This window comes from Martinezella dioscoreae (assembly GCF_009176305.1).
Classification (GTDB): Bacteria; Pseudomonadota; Alphaproteobacteria; order Rhizobiales; family Rhizobiaceae; genus Rhizobium; species Rhizobium dioscoreae.
The window spans coordinates 591,142-603,991 of sequence record NZ_BLAJ01000003.1; the positions used below are offsets into that span (position 1 = coordinate 591,142).

At 60.3% G+C, this 12,850-nt stretch carries 16 protein-coding genes; 10 read left to right on the forward strand and 6 right to left on the reverse strand.

Annotated features, from left to right (window positions below; genetic code table 11):
• Positions 1-54 precede the first annotated feature (54 nt).
• The 3 genes from GDN47_RS32330 to copM all read left to right on the forward strand — a co-directional run bounded on the left by GDN47_RS32330 (position 55) and on the right by copM (position 1,269).
• Positions 55-387, forward strand: coding sequence for a 2'-5' RNA ligase family protein (locus GDN47_RS32330; protein ID WP_233789929.1), 333 nt, complete (start codon positions 55-57; stop codon positions 385-387).
• A gap of 30 nt (positions 388-417) precedes the next feature.
• Positions 418-828, forward strand: a complete 411-nt coding sequence (locus GDN47_RS14740; protein ID WP_233789931.1) for a hypothetical protein — start codon at positions 418-420, stop codon at positions 826-828.
• A 72-nt stretch (positions 829-900) separates the two neighbouring features.
• Positions 901-1,269, forward strand: coding sequence for a CopM family metallochaperone (gene copM / locus GDN47_RS14745; RefSeq protein WP_113353833.1), 369 nt, complete (start codon positions 901-903; stop codon positions 1,267-1,269).
• 39 nt (positions 1,270-1,308) lie between these two features.
• Here copM and GDN47_RS14750 read toward each other — a convergent pair whose 3' ends face one another.
• The gene (locus GDN47_RS14750; protein ID WP_233789933.1) at positions 1,309-2,193 is read right to left on the reverse strand and encodes a LysR family transcriptional regulator; all 885 of its coding nucleotides are present in this window, start codon (positions 2,191-2,193) and stop codon (positions 1,309-1,311) included.
• Between the two features lie 84 nt (positions 2,194-2,277).
• On the opposite strand from GDN47_RS14750, the gene GDN47_RS14755 reads away from it, so the two are divergent.
• Positions 2,278-2,574 carry a YciI family protein gene (locus tag GDN47_RS14755; RefSeq protein ID WP_145322596.1) on the forward strand — a complete coding sequence of 99 codons (297 nt, stop codon included), beginning with the start codon at positions 2,278-2,280 and terminating at the stop codon, positions 2,572-2,574.
• Between the two features lie 20 nt (positions 2,575-2,594).
• Here GDN47_RS14755 and GDN47_RS14760 read toward each other — a convergent pair whose 3' ends face one another.
• The gene (locus tag GDN47_RS14760) at positions 2,595-3,494 is read right to left on the reverse strand and encodes a LysR family transcriptional regulator (protein WP_145322594.1); all 900 of its coding nucleotides are present in this window, start codon (positions 3,492-3,494) and stop codon (positions 2,595-2,597) included.
• Positions 3,495-3,604: 110 nt separating this feature from the next.
• On the opposite strand from GDN47_RS14760, the gene GDN47_RS14765 reads away from it, so the two are divergent.
• Positions 3,605-4,630 (forward strand): zinc-dependent alcohol dehydrogenase family protein, encoded by a 1,026-nt coding sequence (locus GDN47_RS14765; protein ID WP_113421432.1) that lies wholly within the window; start codon positions 3,605-3,607, stop codon positions 4,628-4,630.
• Positions 4,631-4,678: 48 nt separating this feature from the next.
• Here GDN47_RS14765 and GDN47_RS14770 read toward each other — a convergent pair whose 3' ends face one another.
• Positions 4,679-5,728, reverse strand: a complete 1,050-nt coding sequence (locus tag GDN47_RS14770; RefSeq protein WP_152093663.1) for an aldo/keto reductase — start codon at positions 5,726-5,728, stop codon at positions 4,679-4,681.
• Between the two features lie 302 nt (positions 5,729-6,030).
• Between GDN47_RS14770 and GDN47_RS14775 the strand changes: the two genes are divergently transcribed.
• On the forward strand, positions 6,031-6,735 hold the full coding sequence (locus GDN47_RS14775) for an HAD family hydrolase (protein ID WP_152093664.1): 705 nt from the start codon (positions 6,031-6,033) through the stop codon (positions 6,733-6,735).
• A gap of 3 nt (positions 6,736-6,738) precedes the next feature.
• Here the strand turns inward: GDN47_RS14775 and GDN47_RS14780 are convergent, their stop codons facing one another.
• Positions 6,739-7,233 (reverse strand): hypothetical protein, encoded by a 495-nt coding sequence (locus tag GDN47_RS14780; RefSeq protein WP_173002507.1) that lies wholly within the window; start codon positions 7,231-7,233, stop codon positions 6,739-6,741.
• 29 nt (positions 7,234-7,262) lie between these two features.
• Positions 7,263-7,892 (reverse strand): DNA-3-methyladenine glycosylase I, encoded by a 630-nt coding sequence (locus GDN47_RS14785; RefSeq protein ID WP_113421429.1) that lies wholly within the window; start codon positions 7,890-7,892, stop codon positions 7,263-7,265.
• 302 nt (positions 7,893-8,194) lie between these two features.
• Here GDN47_RS14785 and GDN47_RS14790 point away from each other — a divergent pair, with 302 nt between their 5' ends.
• The 4 genes from GDN47_RS14790 to GDN47_RS14805 all read left to right on the forward strand — a co-directional run bounded on the left by GDN47_RS14790 (position 8,195) and on the right by GDN47_RS14805 (position 11,289).
• A complete protein-coding gene (locus GDN47_RS14790) occupies positions 8,195-8,977 on the forward strand; it encodes a L,D-transpeptidase (RefSeq protein WP_152093665.1) in 783 nt (260 codons plus the stop codon).
• Between the two features lie 216 nt (positions 8,978-9,193).
• Positions 9,194-9,892, forward strand: coding sequence for a L,D-transpeptidase (locus tag GDN47_RS14795; RefSeq protein ID WP_113353828.1), 699 nt, complete (start codon positions 9,194-9,196; stop codon positions 9,890-9,892).
• Between the two features lie 302 nt (positions 9,893-10,194).
• On the forward strand, positions 10,195-10,866 hold the full coding sequence (locus tag GDN47_RS14800) for an outer membrane protein (RefSeq protein WP_152093666.1): 672 nt from the start codon (positions 10,195-10,197) through the stop codon (positions 10,864-10,866).
• A gap of 75 nt (positions 10,867-10,941) precedes the next feature.
• Complete coding sequence (locus tag GDN47_RS14805; RefSeq protein ID WP_152093667.1) at positions 10,942-11,289, forward strand: DUF6881 domain-containing protein; 348 nt, start codon at positions 10,942-10,944, stop codon at positions 11,287-11,289.
• Positions 11,290-11,337: 48 nt separating this feature from the next.
• Here GDN47_RS14805 and glcF read toward each other — a convergent pair whose 3' ends face one another.
• The gene (glcF, locus tag GDN47_RS14810; RefSeq protein WP_152093668.1) at positions 11,338-12,657 is read right to left on the reverse strand and encodes a glycolate oxidase subunit GlcF; all 1,320 of its coding nucleotides are present in this window, start codon (positions 12,655-12,657) and stop codon (positions 11,338-11,340) included.
• Between the last annotated feature and the right edge of the window lie 193 nt (positions 12,658-12,850).

Genomic DNA, 12,850 nt, shown 5'->3' on the forward strand with positions numbered 1-12,850 from the left:
TGAAGACATTGCCGTTTCCTCCCTCGTCGCCGCCGCTCAAAAGGCCTCGCGAACGTGCCGCCGCTATCGGTCGAGTTTTCGGGGATCAGCCATTTTCCGAACGAGATGCTGGTGCTTTGGGCGCGCCCAGCCGACGATCGCGTGCTGAGATGCATACACCGCGCCATTCACGACGAGATCGACCCTAGCCTTTGTCATGAGCATTCCCGCCCGGATCGCTGGCAGCCGCACTGCACCATTGCGATGAAGATCCCGGCGAACGCGGCGGAAGAGGCTCTGAGATGGTCGGCCGCAAGGCCAGCCCAGTTTACGCTCACCTTCGATGTGGTGGATTGCATCCGCTTTCCGCCGATCGAAATCATCAGGGAAGTCAAACTGCTGCCTTGATCGCCTTCCAGTGTCCGGGGAATGCAATTCATGCTTGCTTTCACGGATTGCACGGCTAGGTTTCTGTTTATGCGCGCGCTTGCGATCCTGACAATGCTGATTGCCTGGTTGCTTTACGGTGCCATGCCGGCGCTGGCGAATTGCCCTGTCTGCGCTTCCGCCATGTCCCTGTCGGCGACCATGAGCATACATGATGGCATCACCGATATGCCTGGCATGGCCGGTCACGGCAACATGGGCGAGCCCCAGCAAACGAAGCCGGAAAATCCTTGCGCCGGCGGCATGGCGCATGTGGCGTCGTGCGCTGCCTGCCTTGCCTTGATGCCGACCCTTGCAGTCGAAGACGGCAAACACGCCATCTCCTATCCAGTGCCGGCGCCCGGCCAGCGCCTTGCCGGTTCCCTGCCGCAGCCGACAGCGCCCCCTCCCCGTTTCACCTGACGATCTTCTGCATTCAATCGACGAGCGCTGCCGCTCAAATCCAGATACCGTTCAGAAACGGAGAGAATCCCTATGTCTACTTCAAAATCGCTGATGCTTGCCGGCGTATTCGCCTTTGCAATCGCCCTTCCTGCCCTTGCCGACGACATGAAGAGCATGGACATGAGCAAGCCGATGGGCGACCAGAGCGCTTCCAGCAAGGCGTTCAACGACGCCATGGGCAAGATGCATAAGGACATGATGATCCACTATAGCGGCGATGCCGATGCGGATTTCGTCCGCGGCATGATCCCGCACCATCAAGGCGCGATCGACATGGCAAAAATCGAGCTAAAATACGGCAAGGATCCCGAACTGCGCAAACTGGCGGAAGCCGTCATTACCGCGCAGGAAGCCGAGATCAAGGAAATGAAAGCCTGGCTACAGAAGCACGGCAAGTAATTCACCCGATCACGAGAGGCGGCATCCCTGCCGCCTCTCTCACCGCTCCGAATGCGGACGGCGGAATATCCCATCCAACCAACCGGAAACGGCGCGAATGCGCACGAGTGGACGAAGCTCGGCATGCATCAGCAGCCACATCTCTCGCACCGGCAGATTGCTGTCGCCGCTATCGACGCGGCAAAGACCTCCCACATTCCCGGCCAGGATTTTCGGCAGCAGTGCGCGCCCCAATCCTGAAGTTGCGGCCTGCAGCAGAGCCTCGGCATCGTTGACCGCAAGCTGGCTGGAACGACCTGACTTTTCTGCCTGTGCGGCAATCCAGCGGGCATGCGGCAGATGCGCCATTGCCTCTTCATAGATGATCCACGGCAAATCTTCTGCATGCCTCTCCTGCCCGGCAGCGACGTAGACGGCATAGTCAAGCGTCGCGATCCGCCTGGCGACGACTTTGCCGTTTGTCATATCGGCAGGTCTTGCAAGGCGCAGCGCCATGTCTGCCTCGCGCCGCGTCAGGTTGAGATTTCTGGAATCGCCGATGAGTTCCAATTGCAGGCCGGAATGCTGCGCCAACAGGCTGGGTAGCGCGGGGATCAACAGCCGGCTGATGAAGGATGGCGCCGCCGTGAGGCGTACCTTGCCGAGTGCCATGGGATCGGCTGCATCCAACGCACCCGACAGCGCCATGACTTCGGCCTCGATCGTCTCTGCCTTCGCCACCGCGATCTCGCCCGCTGGCGTCGGCAATAAGGCGCCACCTCCATCGCGCGCAAACAGCGTCGTGCCGAGGCGTTTTTCCAGAATGCGCAGGCGGCGACCGACCGTCGTCGCATCAGTGCCAAGCACTCTGCCGGCGGCGGCAAAGGATCCACCCCGCGCGAGCGCCAGAATATGGCGCAGGTCATTCCAATCGACGTCGTGCAATTTTGCAGCTCCTTACGGCAAACTTACCGCGTGTATCGGCATTATTGCAGTCATAGACTGGAAATATCCAGTAAGGAGATAATGATGACCCTGTTCGCTGTCCTGTTCGAGGATGATCAACAAAACGCCGCCGCCATCCGCAAGGAATATCTGCCTCGTCACTTCGCTTTCCTGGAGGCGAATGCCGCTTCCATCAGGACGGCGGGACCACTCAGCCGGGAAGGCGATGCTTTTGCCGGCGGCCTGTGGCTCGTCGAAGTGGAGACCGCCGCTGCCGTCGATCGTCTGGTGAAGGAAGATCCATTCTGGGCGGCAGGCCTGCGCAAATCCGTCAAGGTCTTTCGTTGGAACCAGGTATTCGCGGAGGGCGCACTCCTTTAACCGGAGGCAGCGTCACATGCTCAGTCCATGATTGCAGGCAGGCGCGCGGCGAGCAGGTCGATGACCACGCGCATCTTCAGCGAAAGCTGTGGCACCTGCGGCCAGACGGCATAGACGTTGACGGGCCGGCTGGAGACATTGAGCACCTGCATGAGCTTGCCGGCCCGCACATAGTCCCGCACCAGCCAGCAGGGCAGCCACGCAATGCCCATTCCCGCGGCGGCTGCATCGGCAATGACCTCCAGGTCATCAAGACGCAACCGCGTCTGCGGAAAATAGTCGACGGCCGCTCCATCGCCCTGCAGGAAGGTCCATCTCTTGGCTTCGCCCGATCTCGCATAGACGACGAGATCGTGGCTATCGAGATCGGCAATGGTCTGGGGCGTACCTCTGGCGGCTAGATAATCCGGCGAGGCGCATAGCGTCATGCGATGGAGGGCGATCTTGCGCGCGGCAAGGCCGGCTTCGTCCCGCAACACGCCGTTGCGAATGGCGAGATCGAAGCCCTCGTCGAAGAGATCGACCACACGATCACTGAAGGAAAGGTCGAGCTCAAGTTTGGGGTGGATACGCGCCAATTCCAGCAACAGCGGAGCAGCGCAGCGACGACCGAAAAGGACAGGCATAGAGATACGAAGACGTCCGGTAACCTCCCGCTTGCCCGATTCCAGCATGGCCTCGCCAGACTGTATCTCATCCAGCGCCCGGCGGCAGCGCTCGTAAAAAGCTTGGCCTTCGTCTGTGAGGCTCTGCATGCGCGTGGTGCGGTGGAACAGCCGCACATTCAGGCGCCGCTCCAATTTGGCGATGGTCTTGCCGATCGCCGAGCGGGAGAGATTCATGCGCGCCGCCGCGGCCGAGAAGCCGCCGGCTTCGACCGCCTCCACGAATTCGGGAATGCCGTTGAGCATGTCATTCATGATGATTGCTTCCCTTAAGGAACCAGTAAGCGGAAATAATATCGCCACTGGCGATCAGAAAGCAACGATATGCTCGGTCCATTGCTTCCAATTTCTCTCAGGAGATCATGATGACGAAGACCATGAAGCGCTGGACTCTCGATACGATTGCCGTCGGTGCTCCCTTGAACCTCACGGAAACGGCAGTATCCAAACCCGCGCGCGGCGAAGTGCTTGTGCGAGTCAAAGCCGTTTCACTGAACTATCGCGACAAGCTCGTGCGTGAGACCGGCATGGGCCTACCGATCCAATTTCCCTTCGTGCCGGCCTCCGATATGGCGGGCGTCGTCGAAGCGGTGGGAGACGACGTAACCAGATTCTCCGTCGGCGATCGGGTCATTTCGACTTTCCATCCGGGCTGGATCGACGGCAAGCCGCTCGGCGATGCACGTACACCGCCCTACAAGACGCTTGGCGGCTTCTATCCCGGCGTGCTCTCCGAATATATCGCCATGCCGGAGGGTTGGTTCGTATCGGCACCCAAGAGCCTCGATTATGCCGAGGCAAGCACCCTGCCCTGCGCCGGTCTCACGGCCTGGTTCGCGCTGGTGGAGCGCGGCAAGGTCAAGCCCGGTGACAGCGTATTGGTGCAGGGAACGGGCGGCGTGGCGCTGTTTGGCCTGCAGATCGCCGCGGCCCAGGGCGCCGAGGTCTTCGTAACCTCCTCTGGACCGGAAAAGCTCGAGCGGGCAAAGGCTTTGGGCGCTCATCACGGCATTGACCGCAACAAAGCCGATTGGGTGGAAGAGGTCTATCGCCTCACCAACGATCGTGGCATCGACCATATCATCGAAATTGCCGGTGGCCCGAATTTCGGCCAGTCCCTGAAGGCGGTGGCGCCTCATGGCCAGATCTCCGTTATCGGTGTCCTCGAGGGCTTCGACATCTCCGGTCCGGTGGCACCGCTGCTGCTAAAGTCTCCCACCGTGCAGGGCATCGGCGTCGGCCATCGCCGCTCGCTTGAAGACTTCGTGCTCGCGGTCGACAGCATCGGCCTGAAGCCCGTCATCGGCCATCGCTATGCACTCAGCGAGGTGCCGGCCGCCTTCGACCAGCTCGATCGCGGCCCCTTCGGCAAGATCGTCATCGAGCTTTGACGTGGAGCCGGGCCGCCGCGAGAAGCTGCGGCCCGGCTTTGAACGATATCAGGCCTTCGGTTCGAAGGGCTGCGGCACGCGTTGGGCACCCTGACGGGCCAGCATCCAGCCGGGATATTCGGGCGCAAGCGCGCTGACCTCATCGAGCTTGGCCATATCGTCGGCATCGAGCTTCAGCTTGACGGCCGCCAAATTCTGATCGAGCTGATCGAGGCGCTTGGCGCCGATGATGATGCTCGTGACGAAGGGCTTCGCCAGGATCCAGGCAAGTGCCACCGTGGCGACGCTTGCACCATGCTTCTCGGCAACTTCGCGCATGGCGGCGACGCAGGCCCAGGCTCGATCCTTGTCGACGGGCGGGAAATCGAAGCTCGCACGCCGGCCCTCGCCGTTGCCCGGGGCGCCCGGGCCATACTTGCCCGAGAGCAGACCACCGGCGAGCGGCGACCAGACCATGAGCCCGAGCTTTTCCTCAGCCATGACAGGCACGATTTCACGCTCCAGATCGCGGCCGGCGATGGAATAATAGGCCTGCACCGTCTCGAAGCGGGCGAAACCGCGGCGCTCAGAAATGCCGAGCGCCTTGGCGATGCGCCAAGCCTGCCAGTTGGAGACGCCGACATAACGCACAAGACCGCGCGAAACGAGATCGTCCAGCGCCCGCAGCGTCTCGTCGATCGGTGTCACGATATCGGTGCCGTGGATCTGATAGAGATCGATATGATCGGTCTGCAGCCGGTCAAGGCTTGCTTGCACCGAGTCCATGATATGGCCGCGCGAGGCGCCGCGATCGTTCGGCTTGTCGCCCATGACGCCATAGACCTTGGTAGCGATGACGACATCCTTGCGGGGAACGCCGAGATTCTTGAGAGCTTGGCCGAGCAGCTCTTCGGAATGGCCGAAGGAATAGACGTCGGCGGTGTCGATGAAGTTGACGCCGGCGGCGAGCGAGCCTTCGACGATCTTGTCGGCCAGCGCTTGGTCGACATCTGCGATCGAGCCCCAGGGCGTGTTGGGATTGGCTTCACCGAAGGTCATCGTCCCCAGGCAGAGTTCGGAGACGAAAAGGCCGGTATTGCCGAGTTGATTGTAACGCATAGGAGAAATTCCCTTGTGGTCAGCCGGAAGACTCTTCCGGCCGGTGAACGCTATCTTTTCGCTATGAATTGGCCTCGGCACGGCAGCCGCTGTCGGCACTGCCCTGGGAGGTCATAAGACAGTCGTCGAGGCCGGGCTCTGGCTCCGCGGCGATCGAGACAACAAGGACATAATGCACCGGAAACCGATTTCAACGCGAGACCTCGGACCGATCACGATGCGGTGACCGACGCTTGCTCTTGCGTCCGACCGGGCGCGGATTAGACTCCAGCCTTCATATCATGCGCAGAACGGATAGATCGATGACGCAACGTCCCCTAACGACAATCGGCTTCGACGCCGATGACACGCTCTGGCAGAACGAACAATTCTATCGGCTGACGGAACTGCAGTTTACCGAGCTACTCGCCGATCACGCCGCAAGCGATGTCATTTCCGCGCGCCTGCTGGAGGCGGAAAAGCGCAATCTTCGTCACTACGGCTTCGGCATCAAAGGTTTCACCCTCTCGATGATCGAAACAGCCATCGAGATCACCGAGGGCGAAGTGCCATCGACCGTCATCGCGCAAATCCTCGACATCGGCCGCGACCTTCTCGCCCACCCCGTCGAGACATTGCCGCATGTGCGTCAAACGCTGGAGGCCCTCTCGGGAAAGTATCTGTTGGTGCTGATTACCAAAGGCGATCTTTTCGATCAGGAGCGCAAGCTTGCGCAATCCGGGCTCGGCGACCTCTTCGATGCGGTCGAGATCGTCTCGGACAAGAACGCCTCCACCTATCGCCGCATCTTTTCCAAGGTGGGCGACGGGCCGGAACGGGCTATGATGATCGGCAATTCGCTGAAATCGGACATCGTGCCGGCGCTTGCTGCCGGCAGCTACGGTGTCTTCGTGCTCCACGAACTTACATGGTCGTTCGAGCATGTCGAGGAACCGACCGACGCACCACGTTTCCGCAAGATCGGCCATCTCGGCGAATTGCATGGCGTGATCGAAGCGTTGCAATAACCCTTACTGTCCCTGCTTCGAACGCGGCGGAAACAGCATCGGTCCCTGATCCTTCTGCTGATCAGCCGGCGCCTGCTGCGCGGCCGGCGGATTGGGGTCGATGAGGATCTCGTATGGCGCACCGAGACCGCGCCGGCGCGTGACGCGCGAATAATAGGGCTTGATCAGCCAGGTCGTATCCTCATTGACGGTGACGTCGGCGGTGTTGCCGTCTTCATCCGTGCCGAAGAAGGATTCATCCTCGCTCGACGAGAGGTCGAAGATCGCCATATAGGCATATTTGCTCTTCGAGCTGAAGGTAATCCGCACATGCTGGCCCTTCTTCAGCGGCAGCATGTAGACCTTGCCCTTGCCGAATTTCGTCCAGCCCGTCAGCCGCTCGAGGACGGCCGGCAGGGCGATCTTTTCAAGCTTTTCGCCACGATCGAGCTGCGGCAGCTGCTGTTGCTGGGTATTGCTTTGCGCATGGGCCACTGCGGCGTTGAACAGCGCAACCATCGTCAGCGAAAGACCAAGAAGCACAGCTCTCACGGTCGCACCAATGCGCAACGCATCGCCTCCACCTCTTTCCGGCAATAGCAGCCCTCGATGTGGTCGTTGACCAGGCCCATGGCCTGCATGAAGGCATAAACTGTGGTCGGGCCGACAAAGGTCCAGCCGCGTTTCTTCAGATCCTTCGAAATCCGCACCGAAGCCGCTGTGGTCGGATTGGCGCGCAGATGGGCAAGGTCAAAGATCTCCGGGCGCTCGGCGGCGGTCGGCTCATGGCTCCAGAAATAGCGGGCGAGCGAACCGAATTCGTCGCGCATCTCAATGGCGCGGCGAGCATTGTTGATGGTGGAAACGATCTTGCCGCGATGGCGGATGATGCCGGCATCGCCGAGGCAGCGCTCGATATCAGCCTCGCCAAACTTGGCGACTTTCTCGAAATCGAAGCCCGCAAAAGCGGCGCGAAAATTCTCGCGCTTGCGCAGTATCGTCAGCCAGGACAGGCCCGACTGGAAGCCTTCGAGGCAGATCTTTTCAAACAGCCTGACGTCATTGACAACAGGCCGCCCCCATTCCTCGTCGTGATAGCGCTGATATTCCGGCAGATTGCCGTGCCAGAAGCAGCGGTTCTTGCCATCTTCGCCGGTGATAATGCCTGTTTCGGCCATTTTCGCGTTTCGTCCCCTATTTCAGCACGCGCTACCGGGAGCCGGTATGCAACTATCGGATAAATTGAGATCAATCAAACGCTTAAATTCATAGACTGACTTCGACGACCGCGCATTCCGATTCATGATTTACCACTTGCAAACCATCTTTCCAAACCAAGCGGTAACCCTGACAAAGCTTTATCGGCTTCGCGGCATTTTGATGAATAGATGTTTACCATTCGCTCGCGTGCAAGTGGCACCATGGTTTCGACCGGGTGCTTTCGCGCCCATCTTCGGCCCATGTGTAGAGAGTTTGTCCGATGATGAAACATGCCGTCCTGTTTGCCGCGGGCGCTCTAAGCCTGCTTGCCTCCACCGCCTTTGCCGACGATCGCTATCAGTCGCGCCCGCCCGTCATCGTCAGTCCCGATCTGACCGCCCCCTGGGTGATGCAGCTTGGCGGCGGCAACGTGCAGCCGGTCGTCTATCCCCGCCCGATGGCGCGCCGCGCCGCCGATCCCAGAATGGAGCAGCAGGCCAATCCGCAGGTGCGCCAAGTCGTGCAGCCTCGCGGGCTGTTTGCACGTCCCACTGTGCAGCAGGTCGCCATGGCCCGTCCGCAATATCCGGCAATCCGTGGCCAGATCAATCCGCAGTTCCTGCCGCAGATCGTCGACTATCAGACGAAGGAAAAGCCCGGCAGCATCGTCATTGATACCAACAACCGTTTCCTTTATCTGGTGATGGATGGCGGCAAGGCGCGGCGCTATGGCGTCGGCGTCGGCAAGCCGGGCTTCGAATGGGCCGGCGCTCACACCGTGACCCGCAAGCAGGAATGGCCGGACTGGACGCCGCCGGCCGAAATGATCTCTCGCGAAGCAGCCAAGGGCCATTATCTGCCGGCGCACATGGAAGGCGGTGAAGGCAATCCGCTCGGCGCCCGCGCCATGTATCTCGGCTCCACCCTCTATCGCATCCATGGCACCAACGCACCCTGGACGATCGGCAGTGCCGTCTCCTCCGGCTGCATCCGGCTTCGCAACGAGGATGTCATCGACCTCTACAACCGCGTCAAGGTCGGCACCCGCGTCACCGTCATGTAATCTTGAAGGACAGGGACCTATGCGGCGATACTATCCCATCGAAGGGGCAGTATTCGCCGCACCGGAAAGCCCTCCACTATAGTTCAGACTATAGTCTGATCCGCGATAGAAGAGAGGCCGGTTCTTCCAGGCCATTCTCCTCATCGGGCATTTTGATCTTGATCCCTTCGTCGGTTCCGGTAGTTTCCTAGCGAATTCAACGAGGGGAATGCCATTATGAAAGCAGCATTGTCGATCGTGACGACAGGTGTCGTTGCGGCGTGTCTTCTTGCAGCATCGAACGCAGCAGCCTTCACCGCTTCAGCACCCATTGCGACGTCGGCCACGCGCGCCGACGTAATCAAGGTGGCGATGGAACCACAGGGCCAGGTGAAGCCGCAGTTTCAGCGGCGCATGGTGCGGCTGGCAACGAACGAGGAACCCGGCACAGTCATCGTCGACACCAACAACAAGTATCTCTACCTCGTCGAAGGCAATAATCGCGCAAGACGCTACGGCATCGGCGTCGGCCGCGATGGCTTCGGCTGGTCGGGCGTGGTCAAGGTCGGCCGCAAGGCGGAATGGCCCGGCTGGACTCCGCCGCCGGAAATGATCGTTCGCGAAGCCAAGAAGGGCCACAAGCTGCCGGCCTATCAGGAAGGCGGCGAAGATAACCCGCTCGGCGCGCGCGCCATGTACCTCTATCGCAACGGTAACGACACCGCCTTCCGAATCCATGGGACCAACCAGCCATGGAGCATCGGCCTCAACATGTCCTCCGGCTGCATCCGCATGATGAACAAGGATGTGATCGATCTCTATGACCGCGTTCCGGTCGGCACGAAGGTCATCGTCGTCGGTCCCGGCAACAAGCAGGGCGAGGTCAGCTACCAGGATCGCGGCGTCGATGTGCTGAGAACCCTGTTCGGCGGCTGATAGACTCCGCCCGAATCAGGCATCAAGATAACGGGCGTCCTTTCCTGGCATGGCATCATTCACGCCACGGAAGGATGCCCGTATCACTTGCAATAGCTCATTGCGTGCAGGCGCGGATGGAGACACTGTTGCGCCGGTGTTACAGCCTGAAACTTATCACGCTGCACCGCTGAAAAACGGCGCGTCGCCTTCAGTTTGACGTCAGTTTTCCCGCCTAAGCCGTACTTGCCTACCCATGACTGCAATAGAAGTGTCATGGAAGCGCGTTTAGATGGCGGCACTTTGGCATTCGGGGATTTCATATGCATCGTGCATTTCGCATCAAGCAGCCGGCATTCGCCGCGCTTGCGACTTCCGCATTCATATTTGCCGCAAGCTCTGCCTCGGCAGAGATGCAATTTTCCGCTTACGGCGGTATACAGGGCGCGACGGGCAGCAATGTGACCACGTCGGACGGCGCCGATTTCGATCCGAACTGGTCGGGCAAATCCTTCAAGATGCCGCCTTATTTCGGCTTCCGCGGCATCTGGTGGCTCGATGAGTTCGACAAGCCGAACTGGGGCGTGTCGCTCGATTATACCCATGCGAAGGTCTATGGCGATCTCGGCAATACGCCCGGCTGGTCGCATTTCGAATTCACCGACGGCCTGAACATGTTGACGCTGAACGCGCTCTACCGCTTCCAGGACCCTACCCGCAACTGGACGCCCTATGTGGGCTTGGGTGCCGGTATCAACGTGCCGCATGTCGAAGTCACACGCGCTTCCGGTACGACTTTCGACTACCAGTTCGGCGGTGCTTCGCTGCAGGCACAGGCGGGCGTCAGCTATCAGTTCGCCAAGCACTGGTCGACCTTCGTCGAATATAAGGGCAACTACAACTTCGTGAACAACGTCTCGATCGACAGCGGCGATACGCTGAAGACCAGGGTCTTTACGCACGCGCTCGACTTCGGCGTTTCGTTCAACTTCTGACGTTCCTCAGGCTGAAGTCGCAATCGATCCCTCAAACCGGTTCAGGCTTGGGGGATCTTGTGCTATGTTTCAGCCATGAGCTTTTTCTACTACCGATGTGACTGGATCCATCCGGAAAGCGAGGAGCCAGTCATCGTTTATTATGAAGTCGATGTCGCCGGCGATGTTCCGCGACTGATCGACGTGTTCGCGGACGGCCGCCGGCATTGTATGTCGGTTGCCGACTATGCTGCATTGGGCCGCGAGAGGCCGCGGGTCACCAGCCTTGTGGAAGGCTCGTTCTATGACGGCATCGCCGGCCTGGTGGATGGCCTCTTCTTCGAGGAAGGACAGGATCGCATCAGCATGACGCAGATTGCCGCCGAACGGTTCGAGGTCGAATGGCAGGCTCATCGCCTGCCCACGCCGGACAAGCTGCATTAGGATGCAATTCCAGACGAAAAACCGCTCTGCACTTTTCCTGGAATTGCTCTAAGCAGCAGCCGGCTGCAGGCCCTTCAGTTTCGCCGGTATCTCGCCGCCATAGGCCCAATCCAGCAATTCCACCGTATGCAGGATGGGAATGCCGGTTCCGGTGGCGATCTGGGTGATGCAGCCGATGTTGCCCGTTGCGATGATATCGGCTTTCGTCGCCTCGATGTTCCTGACCTTGCGCGCTTTCAGCTCGGCCGAAATTTCCGGCTGCATGATGTTGTAGGTGCCGGCCGAGCCGCAACAAAGATGTCCCTCCGCCGGGTCGCGCACCGTGAAGCCGGCCGCCTTCAAAAGCAGCTTCGGCGCCATTGTGATCTTCTGCCCATGCTGCATGGAGCAGGCGGAATGATAGGCGACCGCGATGCCGCGCGGCATATGTGACGGAAGGTCGAGACTTGCGAGATATTCCGTGACGTCCTTGGCAAGCGCCGAGACCCTTGCCGCCTTGTCGGCATAGGCCGGATCGAGGCGCAGCATATGACCATAATCCTTGATCGTCGTGCCGCAGCCTGAAGCAGTGACGATGATGGCATCAAGCCCTCCGGCCTCGATCTCGCGCAGCCACACATCGACATTGGCGCGGGCGGCGGCGAGCGCCTGTTCCTCGCGGCCCATGTGATGAACCAGCGAACCGCAGCACGCTTCCCCCTCCGGCACGACGACCTCGACACCGAGGCGCGTCAGCAGGCGGATGGTGGCCGCGTTGATTTCGGGATCGAGCACCGGCTGGGCGCAGCCCGTCAGGATCGCCACGCGACCGCGCCGCTCCGCTTGCGGCTCGTAGCGGGCGGGCTTGGCAAAGGCAGATGGCGCTGGGATGCTGCGCGGCGCAAGATCGAGCATGGCAGCGAAAGCCTTCAATGCTGGAACGCGCTTCAACAGCCCCTTGAACGGTCGGCCAAAGTTCGCAAGCTGCAGGGCCAGCCGGAAGCGGCGGGGATAGGGCAAAACAGCGGCCAGCACATTGCGGGTCAGCCGGTCCATCAGCGGACGTTTGTAGGTATTCTCGACATGAACGCGCGCATGGTCGATCAGGTGCATGTAATCGACGCCTGAGGGACAGGTCGTGGTGCAGGCAAGGCAGGAAAGGCAGCGGTCGATATGTGTCACCACTTCGGCATCGGCTGGCCGGCCGTTTTCCAGCATATCCTTGATGAGATAGATGCGGCCGCGCGGGCTGTCGAGCTCATTGCCGAGCGTCACGTAGGTCGGACAGGTGGCGGTGCAGAAGCCGCAATGCACGCATTTGCGCAGGATCGCCTCGGATTCGGCCACATGCGGATCGGCAAGCTGTTCGGGCGTGAAATTGGTTTGCATCAGCCGAGCCCTCGACTCTTTCCTACCAGAACAAAGGCGCCCATCATATCCCGTCGAGCCCCCTCATCCGCCCTGTCGGGCACCTTCTCCCCAGAGGGAGAAGGAGGAATCCATCTTCCTCCTCCCTTGCCGGAAAGAAAATCGTGGAATCGCGGCAAACAAGGTCATTCCCTCTCCGCCGCAGGGAGAGGGC